Origin of the sequence: Acinetobacter lwoffii (assembly GCF_029024105.1) — a bacterium.
GTDB lineage: Bacteria > Pseudomonadota > Gammaproteobacteria > Pseudomonadales > Moraxellaceae > Acinetobacter > Acinetobacter lwoffii.
The window spans coordinates 2,114,259-2,129,820 of the sequence record NZ_CP118963.1; the positions used below are offsets into that span (position 1 = coordinate 2,114,259).

At 40.1% G+C, this 15,562-nt stretch carries 25 protein-coding genes; 17 read left to right on the forward strand and 8 right to left on the reverse strand.

The window, feature by feature from the left end; genetic code table 11:
• Positions 1-2: 2 nt before the first annotated feature.
• From PYW33_RS10325 to PYW33_RS10350, 6 genes are read right to left on the reverse strand one after another with little or no spacing between them, the layout of a single operon-like run.
• Positions 3-770, reverse strand: a complete 768-nt coding sequence (locus tag PYW33_RS10325) for a hypothetical protein (protein ID WP_004646426.1) — start codon at positions 768-770, stop codon at positions 3-5.
• A complete protein-coding gene (locus PYW33_RS10330) occupies positions 763-1,695 on the reverse strand; it encodes a YdaU family protein (protein WP_004646425.1) in 933 nt (310 codons plus the stop codon). Before PYW33_RS10330 ends, PYW33_RS10325 begins: the two co-directional genes overlap by 8 nt.
• The gene (locus PYW33_RS10335) at positions 1,695-1,991 is read right to left on the reverse strand and encodes a hypothetical protein (RefSeq protein WP_004646424.1); all 297 of its coding nucleotides are present in this window, start codon (positions 1,989-1,991) and stop codon (positions 1,695-1,697) included. Before PYW33_RS10335 ends, PYW33_RS10330 begins: the two co-directional genes overlap by 1 nt.
• The gene (locus PYW33_RS10340; RefSeq protein ID WP_004646422.1) at positions 1,988-2,758 is read right to left on the reverse strand and encodes a phage antirepressor KilAC domain-containing protein; all 771 of its coding nucleotides are present in this window, start codon (positions 2,756-2,758) and stop codon (positions 1,988-1,990) included. Before PYW33_RS10340 ends, PYW33_RS10335 begins: the two co-directional genes overlap by 4 nt.
• 48 nt (positions 2,759-2,806) lie before the next feature.
• Positions 2,807-3,271 (reverse strand): phage regulatory CII family protein, encoded by a 465-nt coding sequence (locus tag PYW33_RS10345; protein ID WP_004646421.1) that lies wholly within the window; start codon positions 3,269-3,271, stop codon positions 2,807-2,809.
• Between the two features lie 51 nt (positions 3,272-3,322).
• A complete protein-coding gene (locus tag PYW33_RS10350; RefSeq protein WP_004646420.1) occupies positions 3,323-3,532 on the reverse strand; it encodes a Cro/CI family transcriptional regulator in 210 nt (69 codons plus the stop codon).
• Positions 3,533-3,643: 111 nt separating this feature from the next.
• Here PYW33_RS10350 and PYW33_RS10355 point away from each other — a divergent pair, with 111 nt between their 5' ends.
• From PYW33_RS10355 to PYW33_RS10375, 5 genes are all read left to right on the forward strand, one after another.
• Positions 3,644-4,345 (forward strand): S24 family peptidase, encoded by a 702-nt coding sequence (locus PYW33_RS10355; protein WP_016807135.1) that lies wholly within the window; start codon positions 3,644-3,646, stop codon positions 4,343-4,345.
• Positions 4,346-4,426: 81 nt separating this feature from the next.
• A complete protein-coding gene (locus tag PYW33_RS10360) occupies positions 4,427-4,729 on the forward strand; it encodes a hypothetical protein (protein WP_004646418.1) in 303 nt (100 codons plus the stop codon).
• Positions 4,730-4,820: 91 nt separating this feature from the next.
• A complete protein-coding gene (locus PYW33_RS10365; protein WP_004646417.1) occupies positions 4,821-5,036 on the forward strand; it encodes a KTSC domain-containing protein in 216 nt (71 codons plus the stop codon).
• A 67-nt stretch (positions 5,037-5,103) separates the two neighbouring features.
• Positions 5,104-5,628 (forward strand): Ltp family lipoprotein, encoded by a 525-nt coding sequence (locus PYW33_RS10370; protein ID WP_004646415.1) that lies wholly within the window; start codon positions 5,104-5,106, stop codon positions 5,626-5,628.
• Between the two features lie 56 nt (positions 5,629-5,684).
• Positions 5,685-5,990: a hypothetical protein gene (locus PYW33_RS10375; RefSeq protein WP_004646414.1), complete on the forward strand. Its 306-nt coding sequence runs from the start codon at positions 5,685-5,687 to the stop codon at positions 5,988-5,990.
• A gap of 141 nt (positions 5,991-6,131) precedes the next feature.
• On the opposite strand, the gene PYW33_RS10380 is transcribed toward PYW33_RS10375, so the two are convergent.
• Positions 6,132-7,160, reverse strand: a complete 1,029-nt coding sequence (locus tag PYW33_RS10380; RefSeq protein ID WP_080591875.1) for an IS701 family transposase — start codon at positions 7,158-7,160, stop codon at positions 6,132-6,134.
• A 235-nt stretch (positions 7,161-7,395) separates the two neighbouring features.
• Positions 7,396-8,097: a hypothetical protein gene (locus PYW33_RS10385; protein ID WP_115736954.1), complete on the reverse strand. Its 702-nt coding sequence runs from the start codon at positions 8,095-8,097 to the stop codon at positions 7,396-7,398.
• 175 nt (positions 8,098-8,272) lie between these two features.
• Between PYW33_RS10385 and PYW33_RS10390 the strand changes: the two genes are divergently transcribed.
• The 12 genes from PYW33_RS10390 (at position 8,273) to trpD (ending at position 15,551) form a co-directional block, all read left to right on the forward strand.
• A complete protein-coding gene (locus PYW33_RS10390) occupies positions 8,273-8,608 on the forward strand; it encodes a hypothetical protein (protein WP_026055773.1) in 336 nt (111 codons plus the stop codon).
• A gap of 206 nt (positions 8,609-8,814) precedes the next feature.
• Positions 8,815-9,168, forward strand: coding sequence for a hypothetical protein (locus PYW33_RS10395; RefSeq protein ID WP_004646411.1), 354 nt, complete (start codon positions 8,815-8,817; stop codon positions 9,166-9,168).
• Between the two features lie 207 nt (positions 9,169-9,375).
• Positions 9,376-9,810, forward strand: a complete 435-nt coding sequence (locus PYW33_RS10400; RefSeq protein WP_004646410.1) for a hypothetical protein — start codon at positions 9,376-9,378, stop codon at positions 9,808-9,810.
• Positions 9,807-10,343, forward strand: a complete 537-nt coding sequence (locus PYW33_RS10405) for a hypothetical protein (protein ID WP_004646409.1) — start codon at positions 9,807-9,809, stop codon at positions 10,341-10,343. The genes PYW33_RS10400 and PYW33_RS10405 overlap by 4 nt, the downstream gene beginning before the upstream one ends.
• 1 nt (position 10,344) lies before the next feature.
• On the forward strand, positions 10,345-11,466 hold the full coding sequence (locus PYW33_RS10410; protein WP_004646407.1) for an ATP-binding protein: 1,122 nt from the start codon (positions 10,345-10,347) through the stop codon (positions 11,464-11,466).
• Positions 11,463-12,608, forward strand: a complete 1,146-nt coding sequence (locus PYW33_RS10415) for a hypothetical protein (RefSeq protein WP_004646406.1) — start codon at positions 11,463-11,465, stop codon at positions 12,606-12,608. The genes PYW33_RS10410 and PYW33_RS10415 overlap by 4 nt, the downstream gene beginning before the upstream one ends.
• Before the next feature lie 130 nt (positions 12,609-12,738).
• A complete protein-coding gene (locus PYW33_RS10420) occupies positions 12,739-12,981 on the forward strand; it encodes a hypothetical protein (protein ID WP_004646405.1) in 243 nt (80 codons plus the stop codon).
• Positions 12,981-13,355: a hypothetical protein gene (locus tag PYW33_RS10425; protein WP_004646404.1), complete on the forward strand. Its 375-nt coding sequence runs from the start codon at positions 12,981-12,983 to the stop codon at positions 13,353-13,355. Before PYW33_RS10420 ends, PYW33_RS10425 begins: the two co-directional genes overlap by 1 nt.
• 2 nt (positions 13,356-13,357) lie before the next feature.
• Positions 13,358-13,522 (forward strand): hypothetical protein, encoded by a 165-nt coding sequence (locus PYW33_RS10430; RefSeq protein WP_004646402.1) that lies wholly within the window; start codon positions 13,358-13,360, stop codon positions 13,520-13,522.
• Positions 13,523-13,792, forward strand: coding sequence for a helix-turn-helix transcriptional regulator (locus PYW33_RS10435; RefSeq protein WP_004646401.1), 270 nt, complete (start codon positions 13,523-13,525; stop codon positions 13,790-13,792).
• 118 nt (positions 13,793-13,910) lie between these two features.
• Complete coding sequence (locus PYW33_RS10440; protein WP_004646400.1) at positions 13,911-14,495, forward strand: anthranilate synthase component II; 585 nt, start codon at positions 13,911-13,913, stop codon at positions 14,493-14,495.
• A 9-nt stretch (positions 14,496-14,504) separates the two neighbouring features.
• Entirely contained in the window at positions 14,505-15,551 is a 1,047-nt protein-coding gene (gene trpD / locus PYW33_RS10445) for an anthranilate phosphoribosyltransferase (protein ID WP_004646399.1), read from the forward strand.
• Positions 15,552-15,562: the final 11 nt, after the last annotated feature.

Here is a 15,562-nt window from a genome sequence, read left to right on the forward strand (position 1 = left end):
GATCAGTGACCTCCCAATTGCTCACGAATAACCTTAGGCACCTTCACCCCATCCATCTCGCATTTTTCCAAGTACGACTCAGGATTTTCAAAAGGATCTGGCCAAGGATCAGCTATTGCAGTCGGCTGGCACTGGAGGCGTTGAGGCTTTGGTACCTGGCGATTTTTCACGTTCATGCGCTTTTTAAGTTCTTCAAGCGCTTGCTTTGCCACTTCATTTGGTACCGGGTTATGATCCTCAGCCTTGCTTTCAATCTGCATCACAGCATCCAACACGCCATCAGGCTCACCACGTTCTTTAGCTTCAGTAACGAGTCGTTTGTACACACTGCAAAATACGTTGTGTACGGTATCAGTGGTTTTTAGCATCCCATATGGACCCACTACAGCGTCATAAGCTGCTTTAGCTAGGTGATTGATTCGAGCAGAGCGGTTTTCTTTCTCAAAATTAAGAGCCTGTAACCATGCCTCATCAGCGGTCTGATATTCATACCCACCTAAACACCAGTCTTTAAATTCTGGAATCGATGGTGGCCAGCTTGCCGTGTCCAGTCGCTTAAGACCTCGCAAGAATTGCTCATAAGTCAGCACAGAAAGTTTCTGAGCAAACTTGGCAACCACTTGCCCTTTAGTCTGACCGGCCCATTGATCAGTAAATTTTTTGCCGTGTAGCTCAATCATTTCCTTGATCAGTAAACGGGCATCTTCTTCGCCAAATTTGCGAACTTGTTGATCAGGTCCATTCACTTGATTTGAGATCTGGTTATGCATGGCCCACCCCCTCAACCGCATGGATATCAATTATGGCTTGTTCTTCAGGTTGACCTAATTCAGCAAACCACTCCTGTGCTTCACGTGCTGCTCGGCTTTGGTATCCAGAAGGTTTGGCAGCCGGTGCAGATTTCTTGGCTTCACGTAGACGGCGTACTTCGTCTTTGTTGTTTTGAATCCAGGTAAACCATTTCACCAGCCATAAGCTTGGTGTATTTTTGCTATCAGACTTAGCTGAGAAGAAATCACCAAAGTTTGTAAACATAGCAATCAGATCTTGTTCTGGTAGACCAGGATTACGCTGCTTTCCAAGTTCTATGAAATCGTAGTGAATTGGATATACATGTACGCATTCAAGAATCGAATAGCGTTTGTGATCCTCAGCTTGATATTGAGAAAATTGAATCGGTGGAAAAGAAATTTTTTCTTCGCACGCATTACTACTATCAATATTGGTTAATGGTTTTTGGTTAACGGTTAATGGTTTATGGTTAAGGTTTTTTTGGGTTTCAATTTCAGAACCCAAATTAACCGGCTGGGTTTCTTCTGGGTTTTTAGGTTCGCCACTTTCTTCGCTACGTGGGTTTTCATCCGGCTTCTTTTTTGGCGGACGCCCACCTTTCTTGCCGTTTTCACGATTTTTGTCAGCATGAAGCTTATAAGCTTGAATTTCTGCATCACATCGTTTGTTGTGAAACCCATCTTCCTCTTCAGTAAAGAAGTCACCAAGCACATTTAAAACTGCCTGTTTCTCTTCTTCGGTTGTTGCACGTAACCGACGGAAAACCGACTGGGTTTCTTTGGGTAATGGACTTTCATTAAGATAATAAAAATCCAGGGCGCGTCGATAGAAACACTCCTCAAGTGTTGAGAGGTGAACTGTGTCACGCATGAAGTCACCAATATGGTGTAAATATTTATGCATTAGTTGCACCCCACTTTTAAATAAGCCCCGACTCGCTCACCTTCACGCTTTAATTCATCAAGCATGTCGTCTAAGCCAAATTGATTGTTTCGTTCAATCAGATAGTGAATAAACTCATTTTTCACTTCAGCCATTTCTTCATCGTGATGACATTCATGCTCTTCACATTCATGGGTCTCACATTCAAGACATTCATACTCAAAGCCGCTTTCTTTCATTTCATCGGCAATCGTATTTAAGTCAGAACCACTAGATGAAGATATGAAGCCAAGAACATCTTCTAAAGTTATGCTCATGCTGCCACCTGCTGTGCTTTACGCATCTTATTGACTAGGCCTGTAATACGAGTCAGGCCAAAAGCAGTGACACGCATGTGCAAGAACACACGCTCTTTGCCATCGTTGCGATTTGTGATTACTGGTGATGTACGGTTGGTGAATACGCCATTAATGACATACTGGGCATGTGGTTGAAGCTTGCGATCCGAGTCGCGGTAAACCCACTTTCTGTCAATCAATAGCTTGATTAGGTCTGATTCTTTAATACCGATTGTTTTGGCACATTCACGCAGGCAATAAGTATTGGATGTATCAGCAATGACTTCTAATGCTTCAGCCTTAGGTGCAAGTACTGCTACTTTTTCACTTAACTCAATGTTGAGCTTGGCTTGGACTTCGATTGCTTGAAGTAGATGTGTAGGATTAGTGATGTCAAAACTATTTTTAGCCTTAAGCGCGTCTTCCATCGAAGTCATGCGGTCAAAAACTCGAGCCTGTAACTCATAGCTATATGACATAGCCATCAAGCAGGCTTCGCGTTTTGGGAAGTTGTAGATATGTCGCGTGTTGTTGTTGCCGTAGTTTTGCGTTCCGATAAATTTCGGAGCGTGATTATCCCCTAAAACACCTGGGACTTTCCGCATAAAGTCATCATGACGAAGTTCTTTATATGGCTTCTCTACAGTGGCAGTTTCTTTGCGAAATTTATTAATGAAATCAACAATCTCAGGTGATGACATTGTTACTTCGTTTATGTTAAAATTTCCTTGTGTTAACATATTCATTGTTTGGATCTCCAACGATTTAAACACCGAAAAGCCTGACCTCGACCGTCAGGCTTTTTCTGTTTCTGGGTTATTGATACAAGCCTGGACTTGTTTATCCAGCTCAGCCAAAACAACGTGCATTTGGTGAATTACTTTTGACATATCACGCACTTCACCTGGAGTGATGCGGCCGTCAGCCATAATCTCGCGAAACGTACTCATCACATCCCCGCCACGCATCCCGACGCACAAAACCTTATCTGTAAGTGCCATATCGCGGCATTCAGGGATTTCGGGAAGGTTAATTGCAACCTTTTCATGCTCAGCAGCTAATGCTTGCAAAATACGAAAGTCACCAGTCAAAGCCATCAATTTAGAAGCCTCAGCAAGTGTTAGATGGTGAGTTTCAGTATTTGGGTTGATCTTGCTGTTTAGAACAGCGGGGCTTTTGATTCCCATACGTGGAGCTAATGAGGCTGAACCACCTGGGTAGTCACGAACTGTGTTGTACGCTGCATCTGTTATGTTCATTTTCCCTTCCTTCGAACGTATTTAATTAAAATCAAATGCTTAATAATTAATTTAAGCGGTTAATCGCGATGGCGTGGGTACTCCTCTAACAATCTTGTAGGAAATCCCTGGTATAACAGCCATGATTTTTCCAACAGAAGGATCTGGGATGTATTCACCCCATTGATTAATCGCTTGGGGAGTGATGCCAATTTCTTCAGCTAGGCGTGATGCATTTTTAAAATGATCAAGAGCGTCACTGGTTTTGATGAGTACTCTCATGTTCAATCTCGAAAGTATGCTTTATTATTAAAGTGTACTTTAATATATTTTTGCAAGCAAGCTTTATTAATATTGTTGTAAGCTGGCTTTAAATTTAAAGTGAATTTTAATATGAGTACTCTTGAGGATCGGATCAATCAGGCCATATCTCATTTTTTGTCCAAGAATAAACTTAAGAAACTGGACAGAGCGGCCATGGCTAAGTATTGCGAAGCATCTGTAGCTGCGGTAGGCCAATGGATTAATGGAAAAACAAAGTCGCTTGATAGCTTTAAAAATGCTAAAGCTGCTCAATTTTTAGGTGTGAATCCCCACTGGTTAGCCGGTGATCCTAAGTATGGAATGCTTGATGCATCAAGTGATCAGAAACTTGATAACAATATCGATCTATCTCAAAAAATTCCTATGGAAGGTTTTCCTGTACCTGTTATTTCATGGGTAGCTGCTGGTTCATTTGACCCTATTGAAACCGTGCTTAAAGATGTTGAAGTGGATGAATATCTTCCGCCAATAAGAGAATGTGGAAAAAATGGATATGGTTTAGTGGTGGTTGGAAATTCCATGAAGCCTGACTTTAAGCCAGGTGATCGTATCTATGTAAATCCTGATATTCAAACTTTCGACTTACATACCGATGATTTAGTGATTATTGCCTGCTGTGGTGAGAGTGAGGCTACGTTTAAAAAGCTAATTATTGAAGGCAGTGATAAGTACCTTCAGCCACTTAATCCAGATTGGCCTGAGCAAATTATTAAACTGACGGAAGATTGTCGATTGGTTGGTAAAGTTGTTGGTTTGTATAGAAAAATTTAAGAAATAAAAAAGCCGCTATATGCGGCTTGGGTTCTATCAAGATGTTGAACATGATAAAAAATCCCGAAAAAGGAAAACACAATGATCGCAACACTCAACAAATCTAAAACTGCGCTAACGATTAATCGTCAAGAGTTTAAGTTGGCATTAAGTAAAATAGGTGAAGGGATTGATAAGCAAATAGCTTCGCTTAAGAAGGCCAAGCAAAGCTATGATGCTGCTGAAATAGCACGTGAGGTCATTACTGAAGCAAATATCTTTGAGGCTATTATTGAAGGCTTTAACGAAGCAGAAGAGACCAATCTAAAGCTGATTGACATAACCAATCTTGAAGTGGCTCAAGGATGGATAGATGAGTTTTTAGAAAAGTATTCTGAGTTATAAACCCTAAATCAATTTTTGTTGGGTGGATGAATAAAAAAAGCCTCTATATGCGGCTTGGGTATATCAAAATTTTAATTATGGGAAGTGTGATATGCAAACAATTGAAATCAATTCCCACAAGATTAGTTATGTGCTTTATCAACACCACCTGTTGACTATAGTACTTCAGACGGGTGAAAGATTTCTTTACCGTCTTCTTGAATCTACTACTTTTGCTAAATTTATGGATTCGACTGATAAAGACAAATTTTATAAAACTGAAATTGAAGCGAATAAAAAGTTTAAGCGTATTCAGCTTTTTATTTAACTGAAACGAAATATAGCCCGAAAAGGGCTTCAAACTATATTTATCAAATTAAGTAAGGGGGAGTTTTATGAAAACTTTTATTAAATGGTTGGTAATTATATTTATTGCCCTGCTGGTAATAGGTCTAGTTTTTGGGGATAACTCAAAAGAAGAGCCAAACAATAAAGTTGATACAACTACGGTAACAGCTAATCAGGCTGTAGGAGCAACACCTACTAATCAAGATATGGAGCAGCCTGAATCAATCAACCAGACAGCAGAACCAGAAACACCAAGTATGACTGGTCCGCAAAAAAATGCCGTTAGATCTGCAGAACAATATCTTAGCTTTACAGGATTCTCACGTGAAGGTCTTATACAACAACTTTCATCTAGTTATGGAGATGGTTATGAGGTTGCTGATGCCACTGTCGCAGTAGACAGCCTAAATGTTGATTGGAATGAACAGGCTGTTAAATCTGCAAAACAATATCTAGATATGTCAGGTTTTTCTTGTGATGGTCTGATTGAGCAGCTCTCATCCAGTGCGGGTGATAAATATACACAAAGCCAGGCAACCTATGGAGCACAGCAAGCTGGTGCTTGTTCTTAAATAATTATAGGAAAAGCCGCAACCCGAGCGGCTCTTGGATCGGGTGGAGAAATTAAATGGACAATATTCTTCAATTTCCAAAAGTTGAATCCAATAGCAAGGATGAAATTAGAAGTTCATTGATAAACAACCTTGTTGAAAATGGTGCATCAAAAGAACGTGCTGATTTAATAGCTGAAAGAATGTCTCCATTCTTAGATATATTGTGTAGCTTTGAATTCCATCCTGATTTTCCAGAAAATCCAAAAACTGAAGATTACAATTTACTTTTTAAACAAATTTCTGAAAAAATCTCGATATTTAGGGAAGAACTCCTTCTCGAGAGAATTAGTAGTGAGTGCTGGAATACCCAATGTGATTGATTTGGGTTCTGGTGTTAATTCACCATCCTTCAGATCAATCTGGTCCTGACTTATATTTAAAGCACTTAGGCAATGATGTTGATTTGATTGACCATCTGATCCGTGAAAGTGCAATTTAATCTTTATAGGACTTACGCACTATTATTTATAGATTTTCTGTGGCAGCAGATGATTCTTATCGAGAATAAATTCATCAATAAAGTTCTTGATAATTGGTCTAAATAATTTCTTCTGCCAACGATATACATTTTCAAAGATCCGCTCAAACTGGTTCTTTTGTATCTCAACATAGGCCATCAAGGCTGAGAAAATATGATTCAAAATCAGCTTGGATCGTCTTACTTGAAACTTTTCAATATGACAAACCTGTTTAATTACTCGATGATATTGTTCTATTTTCCAATGACTTGAATGTAATTCATAAAAACCATCAAAGGACAATAAATCATCTTCATCTTGATGCACAATATAAAATCTCTGCTGTTCTTTTAACTGAGTCTTAAATAATTGTACAAAGCCAACATCTTTGAGCCAGACCACTTGACCCTGATGAAAATTCGGCAATAAACGGAGTTGAAACCATTGTCCTTTTTCAGGGGAAACCTTACGGTTACTGTCGACACCAAACATAAATCGAATACCATGTTTTCTTATGGTTTTTAGATTTTCAGTCGATGAATACCAACTATCACCTGTAATGAATTGAATCTTTGCACCCCAATCGAGTACTTCACTTAACATCTCCATAAAGTAATCATTCTTGGTTTTACTTTCTGACTTATCATAAATTCGAAAATTAATTGGAATATTTTTGCCATGTTGATCTGTCGCATACAAGGTAATGAGATTAATACCCTTGACGGATCGGTGGTGTTTACCTGACCAAAAATAGCTAACTAAGTCCATATGTTGACTATATGGCTTATCTAAAACAGTATCATCAATACTGACTATAAGTTTATTATTATCAATGTGTTGAATTGCTTCTTGATATAGATCGTGAGCTGTGTAGTCTTCACGCTCCAAAAAGCGATTTACACTGTCATGCGAGATATTATAAGTCTCGGCAAGTTGTGTGCAGCTAATAGAGTTTGGTTCTGTCATGAGAAAGCCCATATAAATGGGTAATGTACAAGTTGCTGTAGAAGCATGTTTAGTTCGTCTGATCACAGATACGTTATAAAGTAGTTTGAGACTTTTTTAAATCCGTCAATGCGTAAGTCCTACTTTATTACATTTTCCTCAGTGAGATGTTCCGGATCAGTAATAAGAATGCCTATAAGGAATCCTTTTGGTCTCTGACCCACTTTCACCGAGATTAGTTCGCCCTTACTGGTTACTCCGATCATCTCAACAAACTCCATCCAACCCACCCCAGCGGTGGGTTTTTTGCCATTTTTCAAATTTAATCTAAAAATGAATATGCTTGTTCTAATCCATTTTGATCACCGTGATCACGCATATATTCTATATTGTTTTCTTCAATACCATCAGGGTTACCTCTCACATAACCACCTACTTCCGTTCCATCACTGCGCGTATATCCTTCTACTGAATGGTAACCAGAATTTGAGGAAGAATAGTGATATGACTCATCAGAGTAAGACTCATCATCCTCATATTCAACAACTTCGTCATAGTCTTCTTCATAATAGTCATCCTCTACATATTCAATCTGTTCCTTCTTCTCAGTAATATCAACTTTGATATCATTTGCTTGTAAATTTTTATCCTCTTTTAATTCTTTCAACTTGTCTTCTATCCATACAATTAATGGCTTTTTAAAATTATCAACACTTACATCTGACCATTTATTGTTTTTATTGTATAGAAATGAGAAGAAAAATAAAAAATAGAATAAATATATTGATAAAAAAATAATAAGTAAAAAAATCTTTAACCAATATATTTTATTATATCTAAATGCTAAGAAGTAATAACAGATAAGACATGATGCCAGCAAAATTGCACTAAAAAAATTAAATAAGCTCAGTGTAAGACCATCCAAAAATACAAAAAATGGTAGAAAAATAAGAGTAACTAAAATATAGAAATCGTTATTATATGTACTACTATTTCCGTCAGAGAGCATAAGTTCTTCTAGCATTATCAAGGACAACACAAGATATTGTTTTTAAAAAATTTAATCAATGCTATTGGATGATTTATTATCGTGTTTGACGATAAATTTTCACAACCTAGCCACCCCACTCCCAGTGGTGATTTTTCTTTTATCAATTTCCGCTTATAATTCACTCACCAATAACAATAAAACTATAACTATGAAGCACATCACACTTACCACCCTACTCTTATCTTTGACTTTGTCCGGCTGTCAGAAGCAACCAGATGAAGATGTAGATCCAATTGCCACCACTACAGCTTTTGAGAACTCAGATAATATTCTTAGCAAATATCTGGAAAAGTTAGATTCAGAGTTCACCACTCAAGATGTACGGGTAAAAATCTTATGCAGAGACTACCCACGTGAGTATGAAAAGAACTATATGCCCAACTTGTTGAAGCTATCACCCGGTGAATACTCTGAAGTCGCACTTCTGGCTGATATGGATTTAGTTTTGGATCACTACAAAGAGAAAGATGCTATTCAGTGCTAAAGCTTTCTTACTTCTGAAATATTAAATCTTTATATTGGACTTAAGACCTCTCATGACCGGGTCTGTAATAACAAAGTAAAGCATCACTAACCCGCTATCCGCGGGTTTTTCTTTATGTAAGGTAAGTGTAACCTTGTCTTTAAATGTTACATTATAACAATTAGTATAATGATACCTATGATTCATAAATAGAAAGGTAAGTCTCAATGAAATATCTGTTAGGCGCAGCATTGTTAGGATTAGCGATTACTGGCTGTACTTCAAATCAAAAAAACGAAGTAGTGCAAGAAAAAGTTGTGAGCAATACTGCAACTGAAACTCAGGTAATTAACTTTACTGGTCCAATGGATCTTACAGTTGAATTGAAATCTTCGGATAATTTTGAAACTGCAGAAATGACAGATAATTCTGGCAAGGTTTATCACCTTAAGCGAGCTATTTCAGGAAGTGGTATGCGTTTAGCCAATAATGATGGTGTTTCAATTCACTTCAAAGCTGGTGAAGGTATTGTAGAGTTTATGAAAGACAAACCTATCAGTATTACTGAATACAAAAAATAAGATTATTGTTGTAGGACAACCCATCCCTGTGATGGGTTTTCTTTTGTCTATTAAAGCATAAGTTAAAGCAAAGTTTATAAATATAATTAAAGTATGCTTTACATAACTCATTTATTAAAGTATGCTTTAATTATTAAGTAAAAAGAAGCCCCAGCGTTGCTGTAACAACCTGGAGCGTGACCCATCACCCTACTGAGTGAAATTATTATGAACACAAAATTAACTCCACACAATAGCTTCAAGGTAACTCTGTTTACCGCTGCCTTAACTGTAAGCGCCTTGGCATTTGCTCATCTTGCTGACTTTGGTACTGACCAGGTAGCACCAGCTCAAAATATTCAATCTGAATATGGAATCGTCTCTTTAAAGATGCTCGACGATGTACACGGTGAAGCTGTCGTAAATCTGGATGGTTTCCGTTTGGAAATCACTTCATTTGAAGTTGAAGCACACCCGGATGATTACGGTGTACCAGGTTCCGAATTCACAAATATAGAAGTCGTTGAACTAGGTGAAATCAAGGTGTTCGATGCTAATGGCAATCCATATAACGACTTCACTGATCATCAAGATCACCGCGAAATCAATTCAATGATCGCCGGCTACATCATGAAGCACCGTCTGGTGGAGGTTCAGTCATGATTTTAAATTCTGCTGATCAAATCTTTGAGGCGCTTTTGAATGGTCAATCGGTCTACTGGTGTGAATGCGGCTCTGATGACTGGTCTCCTCTAAATGATCGAACTCAAATTAATTTTGTAGACCTTTATACCGGCTTCCTGCAATTCAAAGCAGATGAGCTACCTGTAGTGCCAATGCCGATTGAGTTCAACTCAACTCATCGTTACTTCTCTGAATACATCAAGACCTTTGAGGGACTTGAAATCTATCGAGTGGGTAAAACCCGGGCGAGCTATTTTGCCCTACGTGTCAAAAGCTCAGGAACTATTGCTGACTATTTCTGCAACACAACTATCTATTCCATTCAGCCGGACGGCTCATTGAGGAAGATGGATAAATCCCTTACTCCGAAATGGATTTTAGATGGACTGGAAAATGCGCGTGTTGCTATGCGCAAAAACAAGCGTCATCAAGTTTTAGAAAGTACCGGCTTCTTTGCATCGGAAGACTATAAGAACTTTAAGCGTAATAACCGTCCTGCAGGAGCACGTTGAGATGGCGATTAATATTATTCCAGCGAATCAAGCGCTGCTAGTTCAGGCAATTATTGTTTACCTGTATGCAGATCCAGGCTTGGGTAAAACCTCTATCGGCTTTACTGGTGATAAGGCTATTTCATTCGACTTTGACAAGGGTTCCCACCGTACTGGTGAGCTTCGTCGCGGTGCTGTAGTTCAGGCTCACCAGTGGTCTGATGTTGCAAACCTAACAATGGCCGATCTTGAACCGTATAACACCATTGTGATTGATACCGTCGGTGCAATGCTTGAAAGCATCAAAACCCATTTAATGCTCAATGCGACCAATAAACAGAAAGATGGATCGTTAAAGCTTAAAGCCCAGGGTTTGGCCAACAACATCTTTAAACAGTATGTGAACACTCTGATCGCATCTGGAAAGGATGTGGTGTTTATTGCTCACGCTTCTGAAGATCAAAGCGGTGACCAGGTAATTTATCGTCCTGATCTGGGTGGTAAAAACCGAAATGAGCTTTATCGCATTGCTGACATCATGGGCTATTTGACCACAGTCACTACTGGTGAAGGTAAAAATGCCCGGGTAATTAGCTTTAGACCATGCCCCACTCACCATGCCAAAAATGCAGGTGGTTTAGGTGGTGAAACTGGTGAGGTATGGGTGCCGGATCTAAAGACCAGCCCTACATTTCTGGCCGATCTTATCAAACAGGCTAAGGACCATATCAATACCCTGACACCAGATCAATTGGCCGCAATCAAGGCTCAAGAAGATCTAGAAAACTGGGTACAAAGCTGTGGTGAGGCCCAGTATGCGAGTGATCTAAATCAGCTCACTCAGTCCCTTGAAGACACTCATCTGTATTACAAGAATATGCGTGCCGAGCTGGTTCGTCGTGCTCTGGAAATGAAGTGCATATTCGATAGACAGCGCAATGCATGGACAGATCCACCAGAGTTCAATGGCATTTCTGATGAGCAGCTGGCCGATCTGCAGGATTTCATCGATACCTGTGGCCTTGATGCAAAAACAGTATGTGAACACTTAGGGCTTGATGCTCTCAACCAAATAGAAGCTTCTAAATTTGAAGCTGTAAAAAATGAAATAGAACAAGTAGCGAAGGGAGCAATGACAGCATGAAAATTTTAAATAGCAAAGAAGCTTTTGAAGCAATGATGGCTGGCCGCAATATCATGTGCCGTGCTGCTGATGAGTTAATGGATTTTGATGATCTGTCTCAATTCCCGGCTACGATTTTCGCTATGCCAGGCTATGAGTTCTGCATCAAGATTGAAACCATGGAACTGGCTGGTATTACATTTACCAAGCCTTTGACTCTTGATGATATTCGTGAAGGTCAAGATATCTATGTCATCAACACATATGGTTCATCTATCTATGTTGTTGAGTTCGGCAAGATGACCTGTACAGCACTCATAGAATCCATCAATAATGGATTTGTACAATATGATGCTGAAAATGCAAAGCTTCAATTACAAGCAATATCTAAGGTTTTAGGCCGTGAATTAAGTGGTGATTGCCTGGTTGTACGACTTGGCGGTGAGGAAAAGCCTGAAAAGAAACGTCGTAGTCGAAAAGCCAAGGAAGATACTGAGCAGCCTGGCATTCCAGCTGGCCCAGGTGATGCTGTACCAGATATTGAAAAACAGCCTGAGCCAGAGATAGTTCAACTTGTTGAGGTCGTAGAGCAAGAATCCACAGTTAATACTGAAGCTCCAGTTGCAGAAACTGAAGAGGATTCAATTGAAACCGACCCGGTAAAGCTTGTTGAAAAGTTTACAGCTCAAATTGCCCAGTTTACTAAGGCCGATGACGTTCTTTCATTCCGTCACGTATTTCTGGCCAATGGACACTTAGATCAAAAATATCAACAGCACTTATGCAAGCTTACCGAAGATAAATTGCTTGAGCTGGATCCTGAACAATACACGCCTAAGGCTGAACCTGAACCAATCGCAGAAGAAGTCATTGAAGTCGCGCAACCAAGTTTGATTGATCAAATTGAAAACACTGCACGCAAACAAGCAGCAGTGGAAAGTGCTGAGCATGGTAGTGCCTCTATCGATCTGTTCTACAAAAAGAAGAAGCAGGTTTTGATCAATCGAATCTATGACATGGATTCAGTTGAAACTTTAGAACGACTGGCACCAGCAATACCTGCAGCTAAATTACTTCCAGCTGATCATCAGGAACTACTTAGCCTGTATGCACAGCGCAAAGATGCCTTGATTCAAGCTGCTGAAACTGGGGAGGCTTCATGAGTTACTCCTACTCATCTACGACCCGAGTACTGCTTGTGCAGTACAAGGGTCGGATCCGGACCTACCGCAATATCAACCTATTCGGTATTGATGATTGCCTACAGGATTTTGCAAGCAACTGGGGGTACAGATGATCTTCAGAATTAAAAAGAAACATCAAGTGGGCTTTAAGTTGTGGCTTGAAAAGCTGGGTTATTCAAAGAAAGAGCTTGCAGATGGCAGTTCTACATTTACCGGAAAAGGTACACGTAAAACTTTGAGCTATGTGTTTTTAAAAAGTGATTTAACAGGTAATGCAGCATGTCAGGTGTTATTTCATGAATATGAAGAACATCTGGATAACCCTGATTATTTAGATGTGAAGGTGGTGTGATGGATATTCAGAAAGAAAAAGAAGCGTTTCTTAATGTTTATGTGAATTACAAAGGTGATTCTCGAAAAATCCAATTCAATGAAGAAACAGAACAGTTTATGTGGCGCAAAAACAATGTTAGCGACACAGAGGTCGAGTATGTTCACCTTATGAACCAGCGGTGGTACGCGTGGTTGGCTTGTGCAAAAAGTAAAGCCCAAGCGGTGCCTGAAGGGTTTGTTTTAGTACCAAAAGAACCAACTGAAGCAATGATCCAAAGAGGCACTAAAGCTAATTCTGAATGCCTTAATGAAAATGCACCACTGGGAGAGAGACTATTCCGACACCCTGCTCTTCAAGTTTACCAAGCTATGGTAAATGGATCGGGAGAATAAAATTGATTGATATTCAAAAACCATGTGAGCCTTGTGAAGATAGCCATATCGATAAGCAAGTAAACCTGATGGATCAATTCATTGAAAGCGGTGAATTTGATAAAACTCTAAATGATTTTTTTGGGTTGCCGGAATCAGTAGTTCAAAGCTTAAAGGAGGTGTCTTAGATGGGAACTGAAGCTGAGCACAATTTACTCCAAGCCATTTTTGATGAAATGCAGGAGCTTAAAAGAGCAATGGCAAATCAGGATGAGCGCCGAGTGAGTATCAAGGAATTTGCCAAGCGCATGAACATGAGCGAACCAACTTTATATGACAGGATCAAAAAAGGAGAAATTGACCAGCCAAGCAAAGATGGTCCACGAAGTTACTACCTAAATAGTTATGTGAACGAAGTTGTCACAAGGCATTCAAAAACTGGTAAAGTAGCCGCTTGATTGAGCGGCTTTTTAATGCCTGCAAAATCAGTCACTTTTCTAAAAGTGAGTAACATAGTGAGTAACGATTAGAAATAAAGATGCTCATTTTCACAATTTTCAAGAGGTTACGTGCGATATGCTTCTCATGATCGACAACTATGACTCCTTTACTTATAACATCGTCCAATATTTTGGCGAACTGAATCAAGAAGTAAAAGTAGTCCGTAATGATGCCGTGACATTGGAAGATATAGAGCGATGGCAACCCAAGTATTTAGTGATTGGCCCCGGCCCATGCTCGCCAAGTGAGGCAGGGATTTCTATTCCTGCGATTCAGCATTTTGCTGGAAAAATTCCTTTACTGGGCGTTTGTCTTGGTCATCAAAGTATTGGTCAGGCATTTGGCGGTGATATCGTGCGTGCCAAACGTGTCATGCATGGCCGTCTGTCTGATATGTACCACAGTGATACCGGGATTTTCAGCAATCTCCCTTCTCCATTTCCTGCAACGCGCTATCATTCACTGGTGATTGATCAAGCCACCTTGCCCGAATGTCTGGAAGTGACCTGCTGGACCAATGAAGCTGACGGCTCTATGGAAGAAATTATGGGTGTGAAACATAAGACATTGCCGGTCGAAGGCGTGCAGTTCCATCCCGAATCGATTCTGAGCCAGCATGGTCATCAAATCTTTAAAAACTTTCTCGAAATTTATGCCTAAGAACACCTTATGAATATTCAACAAGCTTTAAGCAATATTACTAAAAACATTCACCTGACTCAGGATCAAATGCAAGACGTGATGCGTGCCATCATGTCAGGTGAAACGACCGATGCCCAGATTGGTGCCCTGCTGATGGGCTTACGTCTTAAAGGCGAAAGCATTGATGAGATTACCGCAGCTGCACGTGTCATGCGTGAACTTGCCACTAAAATTGATGTCAGTGACATTCCTTATCTGGTCGATATCGTCGGCACAGGCGGTGACGGTCAAAACCTGTTTAACGTTTCTACTGCCTCTGCATTCGTGATCGCAGCAGCGGGTGCAACCATTGCCAAACATGGTAACCGCGGCGTTTCGACCAAATCAGGTTCGTCAGATTTGCTGGAACAGGCCGGGATTAATCTGGACCTGAATATGCAGCAGACTGAACGCTGTATCCGTGATGTCGGTGTCGGCTTCCTGTTTGCACCGAATCATCATCAAGCCATGAAATATGCAATCGGCCCACGTAAAGAATTGGGGATTCGCAGCATTTTCAACCTGCTCGGTCCTTTAACCAATCCGGCTGGCGTACAACGTCTGGTCATTGGCGTATTTTCCAATGAACTCTGCCGTCCAATTGCCGAAGTTATGAAACAGCTCGGTGCTGAACATGTGATGGTAGTACATTCACGTGATGGTCTGGATGAAATCAGTATAGCCTCTTCAACTCATGTTGCTGAACTGAAAAATGGCGAAGTCACCGAATGGGAAATTATTCCTGAATCGGTCGATATTGAATCGCAAACTCTGACCGGACTGATTGTGGAAGATTCTGCGCAAAGTCTGGCTTTAATCAAAGATGCACTGGGCAAGAAAAAATCAGACATCGGCGATAAAGCCGCCAATATGATCGCGCTGAATGCCGGCGCAGGTATTTATGTCTCCGGTTTGACCAGCAGCTATAAGCAAGGTGTTGCGCTGGCACATGACATTATCTATGGCGGTCAGGCACTTGAGAAAATGAGTGTACTGTCTGAATTTACCAAAACTATTAAACATTACGAAGCTTAATTCGGTCAGGG

Excerpts from the sequence above, each read along its gene's own strand:
- PYW33_RS10350 (WP_004646420.1), bottom strand. The coding sequence starts at position 3,532 with ATGAGAGTACTCATCAAAACCAGTGACGCTCTTGATCATTTTAAAAAT.
- PYW33_RS10425 (WP_004646404.1), top strand. The coding sequence starts at position 12,981 with ATGGATATTCAGAAAGAAAAAGAAGCGTTTCTTAATGTTTATGTGAAT.
- PYW33_RS10410 (WP_004646407.1), top strand. The coding sequence starts at position 10,345 with ATGGCGATTAATATTATTCCAGCGAATCAAGCGCTGCTAGTTCAGGCA.
- PYW33_RS10355 (WP_016807135.1), top strand. The coding sequence starts at position 3,644 with ATGAGTACTCTTGAGGATCGGATCAATCAGGCCATATCTCATTTTTTG.
- PYW33_RS10325 (WP_004646426.1), bottom strand. The coding sequence starts at position 770 with ATGCATAACCAGATCTCAAATCAAGTGAATGGACCTGATCAACAAGTT.
- PYW33_RS10405 (WP_004646409.1), top strand. The coding sequence starts at position 9,807 with ATGATTTTAAATTCTGCTGATCAAATCTTTGAGGCGCTTTTGAATGGT.
- PYW33_RS10335 (WP_004646424.1), bottom strand. The coding sequence starts at position 1,991 with ATGAGCATAACTTTAGAAGATGTTCTTGGCTTCATATCTTCATCTAGT.
- PYW33_RS10345 (WP_004646421.1), bottom strand. The coding sequence starts at position 3,271 with ATGAACATAACAGATGCAGCGTACAACACAGTTCGTGACTACCCAGGT.
- PYW33_RS10420 (WP_004646405.1), top strand. The coding sequence starts at position 12,739 with ATGATCTTCAGAATTAAAAAGAAACATCAAGTGGGCTTTAAGTTGTGG.
- PYW33_RS10385 (WP_115736954.1), bottom strand. The coding sequence starts at position 8,097 with ATGCTAGAAGAACTTATGCTCTCTGACGGAAATAGTAGTACATATAAT.
- PYW33_RS10340 (WP_004646422.1), bottom strand. The coding sequence starts at position 2,758 with ATGAATATGTTAACACAAGGAAATTTTAACATAAACGAAGTAACAATG.
- PYW33_RS10440 (WP_004646400.1), top strand. The coding sequence starts at position 13,911 with ATGCTTCTCATGATCGACAACTATGACTCCTTTACTTATAACATCGTC.
- PYW33_RS10330 (WP_004646425.1), bottom strand. The coding sequence starts at position 1,695 with ATGCATAAATATTTACACCATATTGGTGACTTCATGCGTGACACAGTT.
- trpD (WP_004646399.1), top strand. The coding sequence starts at position 14,505 with ATGAATATTCAACAAGCTTTAAGCAATATTACTAAAAACATTCACCTG.
- PYW33_RS10370 (WP_004646415.1), top strand. The coding sequence starts at position 5,104 with ATGAAAACTTTTATTAAATGGTTGGTAATTATATTTATTGCCCTGCTG.
- PYW33_RS10360 (WP_004646418.1), top strand. The coding sequence starts at position 4,427 with ATGATCGCAACACTCAACAAATCTAAAACTGCGCTAACGATTAATCGT.
- PYW33_RS10400 (WP_004646410.1), top strand. The coding sequence starts at position 9,376 with ATGAACACAAAATTAACTCCACACAATAGCTTCAAGGTAACTCTGTTT.
- PYW33_RS10435 (WP_004646401.1), top strand. The coding sequence starts at position 13,523 with ATGGGAACTGAAGCTGAGCACAATTTACTCCAAGCCATTTTTGATGAA.
- PYW33_RS10390 (WP_026055773.1), top strand. The coding sequence starts at position 8,273 with ATGAAGCACATCACACTTACCACCCTACTCTTATCTTTGACTTTGTCC.
- PYW33_RS10415 (WP_004646406.1), top strand. The coding sequence starts at position 11,463 with ATGAAAATTTTAAATAGCAAAGAAGCTTTTGAAGCAATGATGGCTGGC.
- PYW33_RS10395 (WP_004646411.1), top strand. The coding sequence starts at position 8,815 with ATGAAATATCTGTTAGGCGCAGCATTGTTAGGATTAGCGATTACTGGC.
- PYW33_RS10375 (WP_004646414.1), top strand. The coding sequence starts at position 5,685 with ATGGACAATATTCTTCAATTTCCAAAAGTTGAATCCAATAGCAAGGAT.
- PYW33_RS10365 (WP_004646417.1), top strand. The coding sequence starts at position 4,821 with ATGCAAACAATTGAAATCAATTCCCACAAGATTAGTTATGTGCTTTAT.